General features: G+C 59.6%; 18 protein-coding genes and 2 pseudogenes. 12 read left to right on the plus strand and 8 right to left on the minus strand.

All coding sequences use genetic code 11. The annotated features are described in order from the left end of the window. A partial coding sequence (locus AC0L2X_RS31365; protein WP_473601069.1) for a LysR family transcriptional regulator occupies positions 1-861 on the minus strand: 861 nt, incomplete at its 3' end. A gap of 124 nt (positions 862-985) precedes the next feature. On the opposite strand from AC0L2X_RS31365, the pseudogene AC0L2X_RS31370 reads away from it, so the two are divergent. From AC0L2X_RS31370 to AC0L2X_RS31380, 3 genes and pseudogenes are all read left to right on the plus strand, one after another. Further along, positions 986-1,576: pseudogene (locus AC0L2X_RS31370) on the plus strand (GNAT family protein). An 11-nt stretch (positions 1,577-1,587) separates the two neighbouring features. Further along, positions 1,588-2,739 carry a nodulation factor fucose acetyltransferase NolL gene (nolL, locus tag AC0L2X_RS31375; protein ID WP_473601070.1) on the plus strand — a complete coding sequence of 384 codons (1,152 nt, stop codon included), beginning with the start codon at positions 1,588-1,590 and terminating at the stop codon, positions 2,737-2,739. 6 nt (positions 2,740-2,745) lie between these two features. Then, a complete protein-coding gene (locus AC0L2X_RS31380) occupies positions 2,746-3,651 on the plus strand; it encodes a LysR family transcriptional regulator (protein WP_473601071.1) in 906 nt (301 codons plus the stop codon). Positions 3,652-3,951: 300 nt separating this feature from the next. Here AC0L2X_RS31380 and AC0L2X_RS31385 read toward each other — a convergent pair whose 3' ends face one another. After that, positions 3,952-5,169 carry an MFS transporter gene (locus AC0L2X_RS31385; RefSeq protein ID WP_473601072.1) on the minus strand — a complete coding sequence of 406 codons (1,218 nt, stop codon included), beginning with the start codon at positions 5,167-5,169 and terminating at the stop codon, positions 3,952-3,954. Between the two features lie 58 nt (positions 5,170-5,227). Then, positions 5,228-5,653, minus strand: coding sequence for an RNA polymerase factor sigma-54 (locus tag AC0L2X_RS31390; protein WP_473601073.1), 426 nt, complete (start codon positions 5,651-5,653; stop codon positions 5,228-5,230). Positions 5,654-8,046: 2,393 nt separating this feature from the next. Here AC0L2X_RS31390 and AC0L2X_RS31395 point away from each other — a divergent pair. After that, entirely contained in the window at positions 8,047-8,526 is a 480-nt protein-coding gene (locus tag AC0L2X_RS31395; RefSeq protein ID WP_473601074.1) for an NYN domain-containing protein, read from the plus strand. On the opposite strand, the gene AC0L2X_RS31400 is transcribed toward AC0L2X_RS31395, so the two are convergent. The 5 genes and pseudogenes from AC0L2X_RS31400 to nodU all read right to left on the minus strand — a co-directional run bounded on the left by AC0L2X_RS31400 (position 8,523) and on the right by nodU (position 12,715). Beyond that, positions 8,523-8,705 (minus strand): hypothetical protein, encoded by a 183-nt coding sequence (locus AC0L2X_RS31400; protein ID WP_473601075.1) that lies wholly within the window; start codon positions 8,703-8,705, stop codon positions 8,523-8,525. The genes AC0L2X_RS31395 and AC0L2X_RS31400 overlap by 4 nt on opposite strands. Positions 8,706-8,878: 173 nt before the next feature. Continuing rightward, complete coding sequence (locus AC0L2X_RS31405) at positions 8,879-9,478, minus strand: hypothetical protein (protein WP_473601076.1); 600 nt, start codon at positions 9,476-9,478, stop codon at positions 8,879-8,881. 534 nt (positions 9,479-10,012) lie between these two features. Beyond that, positions 10,013-10,564: pseudogene (locus AC0L2X_RS31410) on the minus strand (IS1595 family transposase); the annotation flags it as partial. Continuing rightward, positions 10,474-10,770 carry a hypothetical protein gene (locus tag AC0L2X_RS31415; RefSeq protein ID WP_473601077.1) on the minus strand — a complete coding sequence of 99 codons (297 nt, stop codon included), beginning with the start codon at positions 10,768-10,770 and terminating at the stop codon, positions 10,474-10,476. The gene AC0L2X_RS31415 and the pseudogene AC0L2X_RS31410, both read right to left, overlap by 91 nt. Before the next feature lie 277 nt (positions 10,771-11,047). After that, a complete protein-coding gene (nodU, locus tag AC0L2X_RS31420; RefSeq protein ID WP_473601078.1) occupies positions 11,048-12,715 on the minus strand; it encodes a nodulation protein NodU in 1,668 nt (555 codons plus the stop codon). A 773-nt stretch (positions 12,716-13,488) separates the two neighbouring features. On the opposite strand from nodU, the gene AC0L2X_RS31425 reads away from it, so the two are divergent. From AC0L2X_RS31425 to AC0L2X_RS31460, 8 genes are all read left to right on the plus strand, one after another. Continuing rightward, a complete protein-coding gene (locus AC0L2X_RS31425) occupies positions 13,489-14,451 on the plus strand; it encodes an ArdC family protein (RefSeq protein WP_473601079.1) in 963 nt (320 codons plus the stop codon). 139 nt (positions 14,452-14,590) lie between these two features. Beyond that, the gene (locus AC0L2X_RS31430) at positions 14,591-15,010 is read left to right on the plus strand and encodes a DUF2958 domain-containing protein (RefSeq protein WP_473601080.1); all 420 of its coding nucleotides are present in this window, start codon (positions 14,591-14,593) and stop codon (positions 15,008-15,010) included. Positions 15,011-15,087: 77 nt separating this feature from the next. After that, positions 15,088-16,176 (plus strand): ParB/RepB/Spo0J family partition protein, encoded by a 1,089-nt coding sequence (locus AC0L2X_RS31435; protein WP_473601081.1) that lies wholly within the window; start codon positions 15,088-15,090, stop codon positions 16,174-16,176. After that, positions 16,131-16,814 (plus strand): hypothetical protein, encoded by a 684-nt coding sequence (locus AC0L2X_RS31440; RefSeq protein ID WP_473601082.1) that lies wholly within the window; start codon positions 16,131-16,133, stop codon positions 16,812-16,814. The genes AC0L2X_RS31435 and AC0L2X_RS31440 overlap by 46 nt, the downstream gene beginning before the upstream one ends. Positions 16,815-17,346: 532 nt before the next feature. Further along, complete coding sequence (locus AC0L2X_RS31445) at positions 17,347-17,670, plus strand: DUF736 domain-containing protein (protein ID WP_008871905.1); 324 nt, start codon at positions 17,347-17,349, stop codon at positions 17,668-17,670. A 177-nt stretch (positions 17,671-17,847) separates the two neighbouring features. After that, on the plus strand, positions 17,848-18,117 hold the full coding sequence (locus AC0L2X_RS31450; protein WP_473601083.1) for a helix-turn-helix transcriptional regulator: 270 nt from the start codon (positions 17,848-17,850) through the stop codon (positions 18,115-18,117). Beyond that, a complete protein-coding gene (locus tag AC0L2X_RS31455; RefSeq protein ID WP_473601084.1) occupies positions 18,114-18,662 on the plus strand; it encodes a S26 family signal peptidase in 549 nt (182 codons plus the stop codon). The genes AC0L2X_RS31450 and AC0L2X_RS31455 overlap by 4 nt, the downstream gene beginning before the upstream one ends. Positions 18,663-18,679: 17 nt before the next feature. Continuing rightward, entirely contained in the window at positions 18,680-19,333 is a 654-nt protein-coding gene (locus tag AC0L2X_RS31460) for a lytic transglycosylase domain-containing protein (RefSeq protein WP_473601085.1), read from the plus strand. Positions 19,334-19,423: the final 90 nt, after the last annotated feature.

Below are 19,423 nucleotides of genomic sequence, written 5' to 3' on the forward strand. Positions count from 1 at the left end.
GCTTGCCGGATCACTGTTGTGAAGGGCGGGCCATTGGACGGCCTCGGTGAATGCGGGAAGCGGCAGCGGAAGTTCGACGATCCGCAGGGGCAAGGTTTTTTCGAAATATTTAACCAGCCGGAAGGGCATGGTCGCTATACGAGCTGTGCCTGAGACCATAGGCGGGATCATGCTAACAGCCTGCACGACGATCTCGACACGTCTCTTGAGACCATGCTCAAGCAAAAACCGTTCCTCGATGGAGGGCTTCAGCAGCCGCCCGGACTTGACCGCAACGTGCCTCATCGACATGTATCTCTCGAATGTAAGCTGCCCCGGCAGCTGCTTGTTCGTGGGGCAGCCTACGCACACGAATGTGTCGTCGAACAGCGCCGCTCTTGGATGCGCGCTCGACATGAACAATTCCGGACAAATCAGAAAATCGACGTCGCCGCGCCGGAGAAGCTCATCGGGGTCGTCGTCGAGAGGCAGCAATTCGAAGCTGATGGCGGGTGCTTCGCGTGCAACACGCTCCACGACCTTTTCAAAAAACACGAGTGTGACGAAATCGGAAACAACGATCCTGAAGCGGCGATCGGATTGAGCTGGGTTAAACGGCTCCCAGGAAATAATCGAGCACTGGATTTTCAGGAGTGCACCGCGAACTGCCGGGGCGAGTGTTTCCGCACGCGCTGTTAGAACACGTTCGCGGCCGCTCATCGTAAACAGTTCATCGTTGAAATAATCGCGCAGCCGGGCGACGGCCGCGCTCATGGCCGGCTGACTTAGGTTGATGCTGTTTGCGGCCGCCGAGAGGTTGCGCTGGGTCAGCAGTGCGTCGAGCACGACGAGAAGGTTCAGATCAAGGCCTTTGAAGCGCATGGCTTTCACTTATCCATAGCGTGGATGCTCGCGATCTAAACAATCGATTTTACCAAACTTCCAGGGCGCTGCATAGGTGACCGGAGCTGACATGCACCCGATCACGCCACTGCTTCTGTAGCGTGTGCTGGGAAATGACTTGCAAGTAGCCGATCAAGTCGAACTCTCCGCCTTCTTCCGAAAGGCCTATGGGCCGACAGGGGCTTTCAGGCGGTCGTAGCTGGGCCGGTGCAGAGCCGGGCGGTTCGCGCAATCGGCTCTATGTGCACGGCGTAGCAGCTGACTTGGACCTGCCGCGCCGTTCCTCACGGTTGGCGAGGTTGATTTCTTCGTAGGCGAACTCGGATTGTACAGGGTGCATCCGGATCTTGAGAGACTCGGAATGAGCCATTCTATCCACGTCATGCGTCCGGTGCAGCAGCAGCTTGGCATTCCATTCGCTTTTGACGCGGTTCGGTACGCGCTGCGGAACCGTCTTGAGAGGTTCTGCAGAGACGGCCTGGCGACCATAGTGCCGGGCGTAAGCGCCGCCACACATGATCGCGACAGCCACTGCCTCGAGGTTTGCGATCAGGCACTGGGATTTTTGTCCGCTCGGTTGCAGCCAGTCGGCCCTCGATACCACGCGATCCGCGTAAATTTCGATCCTTTGCACCGAAAAAAACTGCCGCGTTGGCCATGCCCGGAAACGGCAAGTAGCAACGGCAACAAATAGGCTGGAGTCTGATGCTTGATCACATAACAGTCGGAGCAAAGGGACGCGGCTCGCGCCCAGCAGGGACAAATAACCGGGACCTAAGCCTTGATTTCGCCAAAGGTATACTCATTACCTTAGTTATAATTGGGCACCTATTGCAGTATGTTATATATCGAGGCACTGGCGCCTTCTGGCTATCGCCGTATTACAAGTCGATCTACATATTTCACATGCCTCTCTTTATGGCAATAAGCGGATATCTTTCTTCTGGGGCAATTTTGCGAAAACCGTTCACTCAAGGTGTCGGTGATCGGGCAAGGCAGTTACTACTGCCAATGCTTTTTTGGTGTGCGTTAATTTGGACATTGAAGTCCGCCATGATCCCTCATACGACAAGCTTAACTGATGGACTGCTTGACTTTTCGAAGGAATTCATTGGAACATACTGGTTCATTTGGGCGGCGTTTCTTTCGTTCATTCTAGTTAGACTTTTTACAATTTCCAATCGCGTATCGATGTGGATTATAACCGCATCTGCAATTGCGGTCGCATTCGCGCCCGTCACATTATCAATCACCCCGTCATTAAGATACACTTACCCATTTTATTGTCTGGGGTTCTTGCTTGCCCAGCCGATCGGATGGCAGAAAAGTATCATTTGGGCACACAAATGGATTTTTACAGTATTACTGTCGGTAATAGCTTTCATATGCTTTATTTTGTGGGGAAAGGAGACTTATGCCTACAACAATCTTGTTTTAATTCATGATGGACAGTCGGCTGAACAGGTATTTCTGATGTTCACTGGCTCGGCGGCAGCTTCTGTAGTAGCGATGAAGCTCATGTTGCAATGCTGGAGAATTATCCATTCAACTAGAATAGCTCACTTTGTCGCGGTGGAGCTTGGTCAGAGCACGCTGCTGCTTTATCTGGTTCAGGGTGCCGTGTTTCGCCTCACGGATTTTATACAGTTTGGAGAAGCCTGGAATCTCACGACCAGAATCGCGTTCGCAAGTGTTCTTGGAGTAGCGATTGTCGTCACAGCGCTGGCAATTCGCAAGATTGCGCGCGACCTTGGATATGTGTCGCGGATCGTTGTCGGAGCGCCGCCACGCCCAAGTCCGCTCAATTCTCAATCGCCCACGATGGTCGCGATGACAAGCAACCACGTTACGGACTGATGAGGCATGCGTTTCAAAGGCCTTGATCTGAACCTTCTCGTCGTGCTCGATGCACTGCTGACCGAGCGCAACCTCACGGCGGCGGCAAGCAGCATCAACTTAAGTCAGCCGGCCATGAGCGCGGCCGTCGCGCGGCTGCGCGACTATTTCAATGACGAACTGTTTACGATGAGCGGCCGCGAACGTGTTCTAACACAGCGTGCGGAAACACTCGCCCCCGCAGTTCGCGGCGCACTCCTGCACATCCAGTGCTCGATTATTTCCTGGGATCCGTTTAACCCGGCTCAATCCGATCGCCGCTTCCGGATCATGGTTTCCGATTTCGTCACACTCGTGTTTTTCGAGAAGGTCGTGGAGCGTGTTGCACGCGAAGCACCCGCCGTCAGCTTCGAATTGCTGCCGCTCGACGCCGATTCCGATGAGCTCCTCCGGCGCGGTGACGTCGATTTTCTGATTCTTCCGGAATTGTTCATGTCGAGCGGGCATCCAAGAGCGGCGCTGTTCGACGAGACATTCGTGTGCGTAGGCTGCCCCACGAACAAGCAGCTGCCAGGGAAGCTTACATTCGAGAGATACGTGTCGATGAAGCACATTGCGTTCAGGGTCGGCGGTGCGCAGATGCCATCCATCGAGGCACGGTTTTTGCTCGAGCATGGTCTCAAGAGACGTGTCGAGATCGTCGTGCAGGCCTTTAGCATGATCCCGCCGATGGTCTCAGGCACATCTCGTATAGCGACCATGCCCTTCCGGCTGGTTCAGCATTTCGAAAAAACCTTCCCCCTGCGGATCATCGAACTTCCGCGGCCACTTCCCACGTTCACCGAGGGCGTCCAATGGCCCACCCTTCACAACAGTGATCCGGCAAGCATCTGGATGCGGCAGATAATGTTGCAGGAGGCATCCCGCATGTGAAGTCGCGGGCGCTCCTGCACTGGATTTATTCAGCGCCTTGTACCGGTGCGAACCGGCGCAAAATTAGGTCTGACTTCAAATTGGATGATTTTGCATGACGGCGCGCCACGTATTTCGCGATGCTGGCACCCGGCAACACCGCATGCCTACGACTTTACACACACACAACTCGGACAACAACGTCCGATCGCGGGGAGACGAGGCCTGCAACCGCCAAAAAAATCGTGCGCAGGACCGCACCCGCGGCTGATGCGATTGCATATTTCCCCGCGCCGCACTTAGGGGCTTTTGTCAGGCGGCCTAGGGTTCGCGCTTCGGGCCGAGCAAGAACACTGTGAGGGCACCGAGGAACGAGGCAACGGCACTGTAGGCAAAGGCACTGGCAACGCCGGCATTGTCCACCAGTAGTCCGCCGAAAATCGCGCCGGCGGCGATGGCCACTTGGAACGTTGCGGCCATCAGCCCACCGGCGTTTTCAGCCTGCTCGGGAGCGGCGCGCAGCACCATCCATGTCTGCAATCCCACCGGCACCGCGCCGAAGGCAAAGCCCCATACGGTAACCGCGATCGCCGTGGCCCAGGCCGATGCTCCCAAGGTCAGCAGCGAGACAGCGGCCATCGCTATGAGCAGGGGCGGCAGGGCCGCCACTGCCTTGAGGCTGTGCTCGGCCAAGAATCCGCCGGCCAAATTGCCGAAGAAGCCGCCGATGCCAAAGGCGAGCAACACGAGCGAGATCGTCTCGATATTGAGCGCGGTAACATTCTCGAGGAGCGCGCGGATATAGGTGAAGCCGGCGAAGTGCCCGGAAGCGACCAGCAGGACGACCAGAATCGAGACTTTGATCGTCGGATTCTTGGCCACATCCAGCAGACTGCGGAAGCTGGCCACTCCAATGGGAGGCAGCCTCGGAAGGGTCATGAGTTGAACCAGCAGTGTAACGGCGCCGACGACTGCAGCGATCATGAACGCGGTTCGCCATCCCCAGATGTCGCCGACATAGGCGCCGATTGGAGCCGCGCAAACGGTAGCGACGGTAACGCCGGTGAGGATGATCGACATGGCGCGCTGCAGGAGGTGACTTGGAACGAGCCGCATCGCCAACGCTGCCGAAATCGACCAGAAGCCTCCGAGCGCTATTCCGAGCACGACGCGGGCGGTCAGGAGAACCGGCAGCGACCCCGCGACGGCCGAGAGAACGTTCGACAGGATCAGCAGCAGCGTCATCGCCCATATGACCATCCTGCGGTCCAGACGATTTGTGATGATGGCCATCGTCGGCGCCGAGATCGCCCCGACGATGGCGGTCGCTGTCAGCGCCTGTCCAGCTGCACCCTTGGTGATACCGAGATCATGCGCGAGCGGCGTCAGCACGCTGGCAGGCATAAACTCTGCCGTCACAAGCCCGAAGGTGCCTAAGGCAAGCGAAATGACCGCACCCCATGCGGGACCAGACCGTTGATCTGGCTGTTCTGGGTCATGCAGACCTCCGTCCATGAAGCCTGTCGCGGATTCGGTCATGAACAGCTCTCCAGCTTGGATGTGCTGCAACATCGGGGGGTGGCTGCGCTGACCCGGATCAGCGCCAGAAGGGCCTTTCCCTGCGGCGTTGCACGGAGGGGATGTTCAGCGCCTCACGATGTTTCGCAACGGTGCGACGAGCAAGGTCGATCCCGTTTCCTTGGGCCGGGTGGCGATGTCGTCGGAAAGCACTTCGTCGGGCGATTCCACGGCAACCATCGCCTTTGATGGCGGACAGCTCGGCGGAGTGCGCGTCGCCACCTTGGGAGGAGGCGATCGCGACCGTGAAAAAATACTTCAGTTCGAACACGCCCCGCGGGGTCAGCATGTATTTGTTCGACGTCACCCGGCTTACCGTCGACTGGTGCACGTTGACCGCATCCGCGACAGTCCTGAGACTGAGAGGCCGCAGGTGGTCGACGCCGTGTTCCAAAAAGGCGTCCTGCTGGCGAAGGCGGGTAAACGACAATTGGGCGAGCGCCACGCGTTGGCCCGTCAGTCTCGAACCAGCGATGCGCAAAGCAGCTACCGAGCACGGAGGGCTGGAGGGAACGTTCGGCGCAAATGTGCACGGTCTCTTTGGGCGCTTTTAGGGAGCTTCGCGTTTTTGCCATGGTTCTGTTGCTCGACGTGCTTTGATGGGCTCTGACGAACGACAGCAAGCGCCATGCCGTTTCGCTTAAGGCAGCGAATCGGACTATCTCTCGCCCAAGTCCTGTTGGCTTGAGCAGGGCCGCCCGTGCCTTGGCCGAGACCAAGCGCGCCGCACAATCGCTTCGTCACCCGCACCGAGCAAAGGTGTATTGTCGGGGTAATCAGCACTTGCGCACCGGCTCGGAAAGACGAAAACCTTTCCCGACGGGCCGAGCCGATGCATGCCGCACGCCGGCGGGCACGGCATCGACCGCGTAAGGCTTTGTCTCTAGCCTGTAATTACGTGCGCAGGCCGGCGATCTGCGAAGCCGCGGCCGTCGCACCTCTAAAATCGGGCTGTTGCTGCTCCCCCTGTCGAGGAAGCTCTCTGGCACGTTCCAGCTCTTCAGCACGGCGCGCGCCGGTCTGCACGCGGTGAGGATCGAGTTCGGCTGGGCGTCACGGCCGTTTGCATGCTTGCGATTCCTTGATTTGCTCCCTCTGTGCTTGCCATCCGAAAACGTTGTTGTGTTCGAAGGCGGACAAGAATGTCGCAGGCGCGACCAACAGATCGCCACGGCCGGTCTGCCGGTACGGGGGCAGTTGGTGCAACGCAAACCGTACGGTAATCGGCACGCAACTTGCTGGCCGGCGTGGCGGTTGTCCTGTCGCGCCAACCGGGTCGACGCCCATCTCCAGCATGTACGATATCGGGTCCGCAGCGAATTGCTGCACCGCCGAAACCGCTTCTTGAGCGCTGAGCGAAATGTGGCCGCTGAAGGACAACTTATGCACCCAATCGCGCTGGGCTCCCGAAGCGCATGATGCCGCCCAAGAATGCAAGAGCGCAGGCCGAGGAGCATTCCGGCCGGCGATTATGTGGTTGACAAACCCATAAAGGAAAATAGGAATTTTGTCCTCGACAGGGCGGCAACTCATTCTGCACCCAGGAACCGCGATCAAGCGCCCGCGTTGGGGCGGATGGACCAAGACATTCCCCGAGCCGACTATTCGCTTCTTTGGTGTCAGAGCAGAAGGTTTCAGAGCCTTCGCTATAGGGGCGGCCTACGGCCTGCCGGTGTCGTGTGTGCGCCGCATCTGGACCGTTGATGAAGGCGAGCTAACAGGGCCTCTTTGGGAAATGGTGTTCTCCAAAAACGCCCTGTCCTGATCAAGACAAGCGCTTGCAGTGATCGCACTTCGGCAAGCCGCCAGTGCCGGAACGGTTTTTCGCTTCGATGTTGTTTCCTTCCGTGCACTGGTTGTTATCGTGGTGCACGCTTGTACCGACAAGTTTTGAATGGAAGGCTAGGACTTTTGACATTGCTTTCTCCGAATCGATTGTGTTGCTAATCCGACGAGATCTAGCAGAAAGACTCCAGCGAGTCCGCTTTGCGGCTATTGTTAGCTAATGTTTTTGAAACCTGACAGCAATGCAGACCTATGTTGCAGCGCACAGCAATAAGTGCGCTGCAATATTCGGGTCTGAACGAACTATTTAGGGTCGACCAAACCGAACTTGCGTCGGCAGGTCTGTCCCTCTAAGGTGTTCTTTGGGTCTAAAAGCCGGGGGGCAGTCATGGCCATTCGTCGTCTGTGCGTTGTCGCTCTTTGCTTTACGTCACTCATTGATCGCGCTCATGCCGAGCAAGCCTGCGACCCAAACTACACGGGTGGTTGCGTCCCGATAGCCAGCGATGTCGATTGCTCATCCGGGTCCGGCAATGGCCCAGCGTATGTAAGCGGACCGGTCAATGTCGTAGGTGCAGATATCTATGATCTCGACCGCGATCACGACGGGATAGGCTGCGAAAGGGGGTAGGACCGCGCTACCCAGCCGTAGGGAAATAGCAGCGCACGGGCCGGCAGGTCCTTTCCGAAGGCGCTACCGCTTCCCATATATAGGTTTGGCTGAGCGCTTAACGGTTTTGGGACATTTATTTGTCTGCGACATATCGGTGTTATTGACTTGGTAACCGCCGGCTCCTAAAGCCCATGCAAGCCGCTTCGGCGGCAACGAGATAAACAGTGAGCCAGCCCATCCGATAAGTTTCCGCGATCGCGGTGCTTGGATGGGCTGGTTCCGTTTTATAGATGCTACAAGCTCGCTACGCCATTCTCCTAGACGGAGGCTTCGTCACTAGGAAGCTGAGCGAAAAGCTTGGGAACCCCCCAACAGCAGCGGATGTCGTCGCCCTGTGTGATGAAATCCGCGCGAACGCGCATTTAGCAAGCTATGAGCTTATGCGTATCTATTATTATGATGCTCCGCCGTCGCTGGAGACCGTCAAGTTGCCAGTGAGCGGCACGGATCATCCTTTAGCCGTAACCGACAGAGCGCGACATGCGCAAAGTCTCTATGATCAACTGGAACTTACGGAAGGGTTCGCGCTTCGAATGGGCGAAACCCGCTTGACGCCCTTTCACTGGAAGCTGAAGCCTGCAAAGGCCGCCCAACTAATCAAGAAGTCGCGCGACCTGGTGGATGGGGACTTTGCCCTAGACATCAGCCAGAAGGGCGTGGACATCCGTATCGGCCTAGACATGGCGCGCTTGGCGCTAAGAGACATGGTTCGAGCAGTAGTCGTGGTCACTAGCGATAGTGACTTTGTACCGGCCTTTAAGTTTGTCCGACGCGAAGGCGTCAAAGTGATGCTATGCAGCCTTGGTCATAAGGGCGCGCGACGCGAGTTGAGGGCGCACGCCGATTTCGTGATCTCCTAGCGATCGCCTTCTTTGCGCTTCCGGCGCACCAGTTCCTTTATCTGTTCATTGGTGAGCTTCGGCGCGTGGGCGATCTTGTTGACCGCAGCCTCGAAGGCAGCGTCCGACTGATCGGTTTTCAGTTCGCGCGCGGCTTTTCGGAACTTGTCGATTTGCGACTTATCCGCTGCCTTAGACATAGGAATATAGACTCCGATTCGTGCGTATGCTAAACGAATGGGGCGGGATCACTCCCCGCCCAAACTCTATCTTATGAGGCGCGGTCGGGAACAGCCCGCCGCGCGCGGTAAGTTGGAGCATGGGTTTGCTCCAGTCTCTCGGCAATTGTCCAGTGCCGGGTCTGGCCACCGGTTCAAGCGGAACTGTCATTTGGAGAACCTGCAAGTTCTCCGGTTTCTGGGGAGGCTTTCGCCTCTTCATTCTCGTTTGGCGTGTTGTCCTTATCGACGCCGATCAAATCATCTATATCCGTCTGCCAGCCGGCCCGCTTGGGGTCTGCCACCTTCATTCCATCGCGAACAATCTTCCGTGTCCCCTTCATATTGCTCAACGTGGGACTGATTGTTGACATGGGCACTTCTGCCCCCTTCAAAACGGTCAGTTCCGACTGCAACTCGTTCGCTGTCCACCAGACTCTATCGCTGGCTCCCAAGACGATAAGTATCAAGCTCTCCACAGATTCCTTTGTAGGGTCCACGGTATACGCTTCAACCCTTGGCGGCGGAGGCGGTGGCGCAGGCGGAGGCCTTGGCGGAGTGTGCCGTGGGATGCTGTTTAGTGTCACGCCCGCCGCCGCCGGTCCGACCCTGACAGGCGGCGTGTATTCCCCCAAACGCCTAAGAACGCGCTCTGCGAAAGCCAGTTCGGCCAGCTCCAGCTTTCGCGCCTCGATTTCGGCTTCGAGTTGCTCGCGCCGTGCTGCGACGTCGGAAAGGGACGGGTTCGATTTCATGAAGTCGTTACCTACTCCGGATCAAGCGCTGAAGCAATCGGAAAGATTGATCGGTAAACGAACATTAAGCGAACAACCAAGCCAAGGACAAAATTCAAATAAACCCGGTTGATCAATCTTGACCAAGGATTGACTCTCTGCAATACAGACATTCGGTGCCCGTCGTCACATTCATTGTCCCAAGCTTCAAGCGTCTTTGATAGCTTGGGGCGCAATGAAGCGCTCCAAGAGCCGCTAGGCTTTCACCTAGCAACTCATGGAGTATGACAATGGTTGTATGTTCGTGGCCTAAAGCGGTGGCTGTCCGGAATTATATCCGGTTCCGCTTTGGACGGTGGGAGAGCGTCTGCTCTCATTGCCGTTCTTACCCCTATCAAGGTTAGCCGCCTAAGGGGTAGGTAAAGAAGGCGACGGGCGTCACCTCCACGCTTCACCATGAATCATTTGTGATTCGGCGTCAAGGCCGGCGCCGTTTGGCATACCTCAAGGCGGCAACTCTAGTGCAAAGGCTTTCGGAAGTGCGTCCGCTTCTCGTCAAGCAAGTCTATGATGGGTGAGGCGTTTGCCAGCGGTGCCCTTGAGGGCGGTAAAAGCGCGGGTGCCGTCATCAACGCCCATGGCGATACGGTTCGAATGACGGAAGTCGAATTCAGCCAGATAGCGGTGCAGATGGTGTCCGCCGCAATGCTGGTGGACGCCTTTCATGCCGCGCTTGAAGATCGAATGGAAGCCTTCGACCGTATTGGTGTGGATGGTGCCGCGAACGTATTCGTCCTTGGAATGCATGACGAAATCGTGGGAAACGAATTCCTGGCCCACACGGCGATAGACGCCAGCTTCGTCGGTCATCAACGCGCTTTCCTTGGCGATGTTGGCGCGCACGATTGGCATGATCGTTCCGATGCGAGCTGTATCGACACGAGCGCGACCGCCGCGTTCGACAAGCGTAACCACGGTGTTCTTGTGGCCGGTGCCACGAGTTACCGGGGTATCGGTCAGTCGGCCGATGTAGGTTTCGTCAACCTCGACAGTCTTGCCGTTGCCGCCAAGCGGGGAGAGATCGCCAGACGCCATTGCAAGGCGAATGGGCCCCTCAGTTGGAAAGTGCTTAGCCTGTAGGAGCGGGAAAGGCGACCAAGCTCCATCGCCTTGGCGATATTGTATTGCCGCCCATGCGAATTGAAGCCGATCACCGTCGGGTTGTGCGCCCGCACGACCGATGCCAATTCATCAAGATTGTCTTCGAAGGAAAACTTGCCGATGAGCACGACATAGCGGAAACCGTCCGGCATTGATCGGCTTGATACCTCAATCCAGCATGGGCCGCCGCCATGGCGGTAATCTACGCGGCAAACCCAACCGCCAGAACCGTAGACCTCTCTCACCCCCTGGCGAAGTCAGCGCCCCCCATTGGCGCTGTCGAATCCTGACGCGAAATACCGTGAGGAGGGCCTTAATGCGGCTACGGGCATCTGACGCCAGCTACGCTGCCTGATGCTGCTGCATGCATGCGCCAGGCGCGATCGTCCCTGCACATCCAGCCAACCTTATTGACGACGGGAGCGGCGACTAACCTGTTTTAGTCAACAGCAACCCGTTGCACCAAACGTGGTCCACGCATCCCCACTCACAGGCTGCCGCGGCGTCCGGAAAGAACCCACGTCCGTTAAGGTTGGCACTCGTGTTGCAGAGCAGCGGAATGCCAGTGAGTTGTTCATATTCGATCAGGAGCTCTGCAATTGGGTGATCAGATTCTCTGGAAACTGTCTGTAATCGTGCAGTCCCGTCGAGATGAACGACTGCCGGGATTTTATCTTTCCACTCCGAACGGGTTCGGTGATCGAACAGCATGTAAGGATCCGGCGTGCCGGGGTCAAACATGTCAGGTGCACGATCCTCCAAGCATATTGGCGCTACCGGTCGGAAGTGCTCTCGAACTTTGATTTTGTTGAGATGGTCCTTCATTTCCGGCGAAGTTGCGGCCGCCAGGATGCTTCTGGCTCCCAAAGCACGTGGACCAAGCTCTGCGCGACCTGCAAGGAACACCACAGGCTTGTTGTCGGCGAGCACGCTGGCAAGTTCTTTCAGGCTGCAAGCAGCAGATTGCCAACCAGGCGGAACCTTGCCATGGCTCACATTTGGCCCGCTGTAAACTGACCAGTCGAGATGCACGAAACCCTTGTCGGCGGCCAGCGCGCAGCAAGCGGCACCGATCGCCGATCCGCTGTCGTTTGGAAACGGAGGCACCCAGACTGCGTCGAACAAACCGCTCGCCCGAAGAGCGCTGTTCCATTTGATGTTCAGCCCGCATCCGCCGGCTATGCACAGGTTTCGGGTTTTGGGGACTGAGTACCCACGCAGCGCCCTTGTCATCCCCCGGACGAGAAGACGCTCCACGAAGGCATGGAACGAAGCAAGTATGTCCTCGGGCGTTTCGGGGATTAGCCGCGACGCGCTTGCATCGAAGAAGTCGTGCACAGCCGTGAGTAACGCGTCTTCGCTGTGGCTGTTGTTCCCGTAGCCAAAAGCAAGGTCCGTATCCCAGGCAAAATGGTCGTCGTAAAGCTCCTGAAACACATTCACGATGTGTTCATGGACCACTCCGAGCGCAATATAGGCCATCAACTTGCCGGCGATACCGAGGTTCCAGCCAGTCCGCAGTTCTTGCCTGTAAGGACCGAAATGTTGGCCCGCGGCCGCATAGGCATGGCCTATCATCGGAAACAGGCACCCAACAAATCGGACTCCACTTGGCTCGACGTAGTAGAGCCGCGGAAAGATGCAGCCGTCCCATACCAGACAAAATGCCGGTTCCTCTGCTTTGGCGAATGAGCTGGTGCAGTATGCGGAAGCTACGTGGCCAAGGACATGGGGATAGCTTTCATAAGAAAATATCCCGCCGCCGAGCATGAGGCCTGAGCTGTGATAAGCTGTCAGGGGACTTTTAGGATCCCGCTCCACATAGGGTGCCCCGTTGAGAGTGACGGGTGTGCCCTCACTAACAACCTGGAACTCCGACTCGATCTCACCGTCCCAGCCATCGATGACGAACCGGTCAACATCGCGCGGATCCAGGCCATGTTCCGCTAAGGCGGCAACGATCGTTTCAAGACGATCAATGGATTGGTATCGTGGATTATTATCGAGTTTCTCCTGCTCGATGCAAAAGATCAATCGGCCGTCCTCGACGACAGCGATTGCCCCGTCGTGTGTTAGCTTGATACCGCAAATCCGCATAATAGATCCATGTCAAGGTTAGATGTGGAACAACTGTAGAACAACCGAGGAGAACGTGAGCTGGAAAGCACGGGACATGGGCTTTCAAGTTTGCGCTATGCAGTATCAAGTCGCATAGGTAAACTTTATTGTTTGGATATAGTGCATCCATGACGTGGATATGCGGGCCATGCCCACAGGTAACTAGCCCGGTTGATGCACGGGCATGAGCGACAGCATGCCGCCGTCCGAACGCGCGACCACAGGCGCCTGGCGGCCGCAGATAGATGATCAAGTGAGCTTCGTCATAGCCGTGATACAACCGCTGGCCTTCGTCCAAATCGGTGGAGCAATACTCTTTCCTCGTCGACCTCCGATGCGGGCTCAGCTGTGCCCGCCGCGCCGCTACGAACGATCCTAACCTTGGCGCCCGCGCGCCTGAAGGCGCGCGCCGTGTGCTCGTGAACCGAGCCCGCTTTTTCTTCGGCAGGCTCAGGCGGGTCTCGGCCATCCGGCTTCGCCCCCTGGCGCGGGCAGCCTTCGGCTGCTGACGGTCGCCGGCCTGTCGGCCGACGTGATTTGTTCGTTGGCCTTTCCCGGCGGCGCGGGGTGGGCGGCACTCCCTTCTAGGCCCGCCGCGGCATCCCGCAACCCTTCGCTTCGCTTCGGGTCCTCCTCTTCGTTGCGGTCCTTCGGATGCGGTCTGCCTCTGACGGCGGGCCTTTCCGGTCGCGTCTCGCCGCCCACCCCGCTTCCGGGGAAAGGCGCGGGATTGAAGAGCGGAGGACCAAACGATGCGTGCAAAACACAAGCGTTGCGCCAGAGCGAAGGCGGGCGCGGCTAAGGGCGGGCGCCCCGGCGCCAGTCTCTATCAGGAGATCACAGACCGCATCATCGCCGAGCTGGAGCGCGGCACCGTGCCATGGGTCAAGCCATGGGGCAGGGCAAAAGCCGGCCTAGGCCTGCCCAGCAACGCGGCCACCCAGCGGCGCTATTCTGGCATCAACATCCTCATCCTGTGGGGCGCGGTGATCGAGCGCGGTTTCCCCAGCCAGAACTGGCTCACCTTCCGGCAGGCGCTTGCCCTTGGCGGCAACGTCAGGAAGGGAGAGCGCGGCACGACCATCGTTCACGCTGACCGCTTTGTTCCCAAGGACGAAATGGAACGCGCCAAGGCCGACGGCGACGAACCCCAGGCCGTGCCTTTTTTGAAGCGCTTTACCGTCTTCAATGTCGCGCAGTGCGACAATCTGCCGGACCATCTCCATGCCGCCGCCGAGCCGCTGCCGGAGCGCGAGATCGTTCCGCGGGCCGAGCAACTTATCCTCAGAAGCGGCGCGAATTTCCGTATAGGTGGCGATCGCGCTTTCTACATGCCCGCCAGCGACATCATCCAGGTGCCGCCCCAGCCGGCTTTCTTCCACCAGATCGACTATTACCGGACCTGCTTTCACGAGCTTGGCCACTGGACCGGCCACCCGACGCGACTCGCGCGCGACCTGACAGGCTCGTTCGGCTCCAGGACCTATGCCCGCGAGGAACTGGTCGCCGAGATCGCCGCAGCCTTCATCTGCAGCAGTCTCGGTATCGAGCCGACCGTGCGCCATTCCGATTACATCGGCTCATGGCTCGCCGTTCTGCGCGAAGACAACCGCGCCATTTTCCGCGCCGCCAGCCGTGCCTCGAAAGCCGCCGATTTCCTGCTTGGCCTCAACGCCGAGGAGGAAGGTGAGGCGCATGACGAGATCGCCGCATGAGCGCGCCCCATCACCATGCGCGACCGCCTTGCGCTTCTGACGGCGCGCCGATGCGCTCGGCGCACAAGCCGCTCGTATCCGCCTGTTTCAAAAAAAGCCGCTCTCAATCAGCCCGAACCGTTTTGAAGGAAATTCCGCAATGATACTGATCACCGACGAACTGCACGACCGTCTCCTCGCCAATGGCGCTTCCGACACCGAAACCGACCACGTACCCGTCGTGAAACTGTTCGATCCTGCCGGTCCTGCGACCTGGCTCTTGAGCGAACTCGACGCCGACGGCGACACGCTGTTCGGCCTTTGCGACCTCGGCTTCGGCTTCCCTGAACTCGGCAGCGTCAGCCTTGCCGAACTCCAAACCGTCAAGGGTCCGCTCGGACTGGGCATCGAGCGCGACCTTCATTTCGAAGCGCATTTTCCGCTGTCCGTCTATGCCGAGGCCGCGCGCAGCGCCGGCCAGATCACCGAAGCCGAGCGGCTTCTGCGGCAGGCAGCGAAAGCACTTGCCAAATCCCATTCCGAGCTTCCGCCCGACACGGCGGAACCAGAGCGCCGCTAGGCGCAAACCCGTCCCCGCCGCATCGGCCTTCGGCCTCCCGGGGGGGACAACCGCAACCCAAACGAAGGAGAAAGACCATGCAGCTTGCCCATATTCCGCTCGACCGACTGAATATTTCCGCCCTCAACATGCGCGACGCAAGACGCGCGCCGGATATCGCCGACATCCTTCCGTCCGTCCGCGCGCGCGGCGTCCTCGTGCCGCTTCTAGTGCGGCCCAACGGCTCGCCGGAAAGCTTCGAGATCGTCGCCGGACGGCGACGCTATTTCGCCGCGAAATTGCTCGCCGACGAGCGCGGCGAGGCCGATCCCTTGCCCTGCGCGATCATGGACTATGGCGACGACGCCGATGCCCTCGAAGCCTCGTTGATCGAGAACATCGCCCGCCTCGACCCCGACGAAGTGTCGCAATGGGAGACGTTCTCGCGGCTCGTCAGAGAAGGCCGCACAGTTCCGGAGATCGCCGGCACCTTCGGCATTACGGAGCTTCTGGTGAAGCGCATTCTGGCACTTGGCGAGCTGCTGCCCAAAATCCGCGAAGCCTATCGGCGGGACGAAATCGACGCCGAAACCGCTCGCTATCTCACCATGGCTTCGAAAGCCCAGCAGAAGGACTGGCTGGCACTGTTCGCCGATCCGGGGCAATACGCGCCACGCGGCTATCAGTTGAAGCAGTGGCTGTTCGGCGGACAGTCAATCTCCACCAAGGTGGCGCTCTTTGCCATTGACGACTATCCGGGCCTGATCGTCTCCGACCTGTTTGGCGAGGAAAGTTATTTCGCCGACGCCGACCTGTTCTGGCTCAAGCAGAACGAGGCGATTGCCGGCAGGCGCGACGCCTTTCTCGAGGCCGGATGGAGCGAAGTGATCGTGCTCGAACCGGGTCAGCATTTCCACTCATGGGACCACGAAAAGACGCCGAGGAAGAGGGGCGGCAAGGTCTTTATCGCCGTCTCGCATCGCGGCGAGGTCGCGTTCCATGAAGGCTGGCTCTCGCGCAAGGAGGCGCGCCGCGCCCGCGAACAAGGCGAGGGCGCAGAGGCCGAGACACCGGCCAGACCGTCGCGGCCCGAGCTCACCGGGCCGATGCAGACTATGTCGATCTGCACCGGCATGCCGCGGTGCGCTTGGGCCTGCTCGACCATCCGGGCGCAGCACTTCGCCTGATGGTGGCGCATGCGATTGCCGGTTCCGGCCTGTGGCAGGTGCGCCCCGAGCCGCAGCACGCCGCCAACGAGATCGTGGCCGCAAGCCTGGCAGCCTGCAAGGCCGAGGCCGCGTTCGCCGAAAAACGGCGCGAGATCCTGGCACTGCTTGGACAACCGGATGAGGATGGCACAATTGCTGGCGGCAATGGCGATGACTTCGGCACGTCGCACGTCTTTGCCCGTTTGCTGACCCTGTCCGACGAAGATGTCATGCGCGTTCTCAGCATCGTCATGGCCGAGACACTTGAAGCCGGCAGCGCCGTCATCGAGGCGCTCGGCAACCATCTGAATGTCGACATCGGCGCTTGCTGGCAACCGGACGAGCCCTTCTTCGACCTGTTGCGTGACAAGGAAATTGCCAATTCCATGCTTGCCGAAGTCGGCGGCAAGCATGTCGCGGACGGCAATGTCGCCGAGAAGATCAAGACGCAAAAGAAGATCATCCGCGACTTCCTTTCCGGCGAGAACGGCCGCGAGAAGGTGGACGGCTGGCTGCCGCGCTGGATGAAATTCCCGGTCGAAAGCTACACTGATCGAGGCGGCTTCCGCACCGCCGATCAATGGGCGCGGGTCAGGTCGCTGTTCGTCTGCGCATAGCCTATCACGGCCGGCGGCGGCTTCACGGGTAGCCGCCGCTCGGCACCGTACCCCGGTCGCACCCACAGCACGTTCGAGCATGCTTTGCGCCCGCATCCCGCAGCAAATCCGGCCGGCAAACTGCTTCTCCCGCAAATCGATCAGCCACCCGAATGCTGCTCTGCGCCCGACCTGCGGTCACGATCTCGATCGGCATGGGCACCGCATCAGCCGCAGTCCTGTCAAATCCCGCCCCTCCTGCCTGGCTGCAGCGACCGCGCTTGTCGCAATCTCCATGCTCTCTTCAAGGACCGTCCCCTGCGGCTGGCTTGTCGACCTATGGGCGGATCCGGCCCGCCCGAAACCCTCGCCAATCAGCTTTTTTCCCCGCCGCCTGCGGCGGCTTCCTCGCGCCGCTTCGCTTCAAAAAAGCTGCCCGCTCGGGTCCTCCGCTAGCGCTTCGGCCCTGTCGGGTCCAGGCGGTCCGGACGCGCCCATCACGGTCCGCCATCGCAGGGGATGGTCCCCGGCGACAGCAAAAGGAGACTTCGAAATGACCGCGATCGGTTACGTCAACAAGCAGGAAAACGGCGCCTACAAGGGCCAGCTCAAAACGCTCAGCGTCCGCGCCGACATCGACATCGTCCCCAACCAGGCCAAGAGCGCCGACAACCATCCCGACTTCCGGGTGCTGACGCAAGGGGTCGAAGTTGGCGCCGGCTGGATCCGCACCGGCGAGACTTCCGGCAAGGATTATGTGAGCCTGTCGATTGCAGCGCCGGAGTTCGGACCGCGCAAGCTCTACGCCAATCTGGGCCGCGCCGCCGGCCAGGACGATGACGATACCTACGCCATCATCTGGAACCCGGCCGACTGATCGGCCGGCCTCGAGCCTCGCGCCCCAGCCGGCGCGGGGCTCATTTCCAGGCGCTCCAGCCAAACCCGTCCGCCCGAAAATGCGGCGAAAACTCTCCCCCGAGTCTTCGCCCGTCCCGGAGGCGATCTCGCTCGCCCATCCTCGCCCCCGCTTGTCCGAAGCGAAACGAGGAGCACCATGGACGACGAAAACGAACGCGCGGCCCGCGCCAAAAAGGGCAGTCCCTTTCTCAGCACGGCCCAGGCCGCCTTCTATATCGGGCTCTCCCAGCGCACGCTGGAAAAGATGCGGCTCAAGGGCGGCGGCCCGAAGTTCCGCAAGCACGGCCGCTATGTCCGCTACCACATCGACGAACTCGACGAATGGTCGAAAGGACACCCGCAGCACTCCACTGCCGGGCGTGGTGAGGCCGGTTCCGGCCAAGCCGGCCAGGGAGGCCGCTCATGAGCCGGCGCCCTTCCATCCGTCTGATCGGCAGCCGTCTCCGGCGCCTTCGGGCACGCAAAACCACCGCCGCTGCCGTGATTGGACTGACCCTGATCGGCTTCGCCGGCACCGTCAGACCAACGCCCTGGCTGGTCTGGAACGCCTCGGCCAGTGCGCCCGTCGGCCTCTATGGCCTCGGGTTTGCAGCACCGGCTCGCGGCGATCTGGTGCTCGTCCGCCCGCCGGAATGGCTCGCCCAACTCGCCGCCGAACGCGGCTATCTGCCCGGCAACGTGCCGCTGGTAAAACGTCTTGCCGCGCTGCCGGGCGACCATGTCTGCGCCTTCAATGACGCGATCATCATCGAAGGCGAGATCGTCGCGCGACGGCTGGCGACCGATACCAGAGGCCGCCCGCTGCCATGGTGGAACGGGTGCCGCACGCTCGCCGACAACGAAACCTTCCTGCTCGGCATCGACGATATTCGGTCATTCGACAGCCGCTATTTCGGGCCGGTGCCGCGCGCGAATGTGATCGGGAGGCTCGTGCCGCTATGGACCGAGTGACTCTCCTGATGTTCGGCATGATCGCCTTTGCGCCATGCGCCTGTTCCGCCTCGACCAGCGCTGAGCCGGCCGCCATCTCCCAAAGTCCGCAGCTTCGAAGGTGGCACGAGTTCACAGACGAAGCAAGCAGACGCTTCCGTATTCCTGAAGCCTGGATTTACGCCGTCATGGATGCCGAAAGCGGCGGCAAGACCATGCTCGACGGCCGCCGCATTACCTCACGCGCGGGCGCAATGGGCCTCATGCAGGTGATGCCGGAAACGTATGAGGACATGCGTGCCGAATACGGTCTGGGCGCCGATCCGCACGATCCGCGTGACAATATTCTCGCCGGAACCGCCTATCTCAGCGCCATGTTTGATCGCTTCGGTTTCCCCGGCCTGTTTGCTGCCTACAATGCTGGACCCGAGCGCTACGAAGAGCATTTGAGGCGTGGAAAGCCGCTGCCGAAAGAGACCGTTGCCTATCTCAAACAGCTCAGGGGGAAGGGAATTTCGGCTGCCGACATGCATGACTTCGTAAGGCACTCCAAGGCGCCGGACAGCCAAAACACTCCCTCCGGCCGCTCGCTGTTCTTCCTTCGTAATGGCGTTCGCACCGGCGAAGCGAAAGGCGATCTCTTTGTGCCGCTCAGCGTCCGCGCTCGGACGAACGAGCCGAATGGCGGGTGACTAGGCGGGCAGGGCGGGGACGGGCGGAAAGGCGGAAAGGGCGGAAAGGGCGGAAAGGGCGGAAAGGGCGGAAGGGCGGAAGGGCGGAAG

It is taken from the genome of Mesorhizobium sp. WSM4828 (assembly GCF_055811175.1).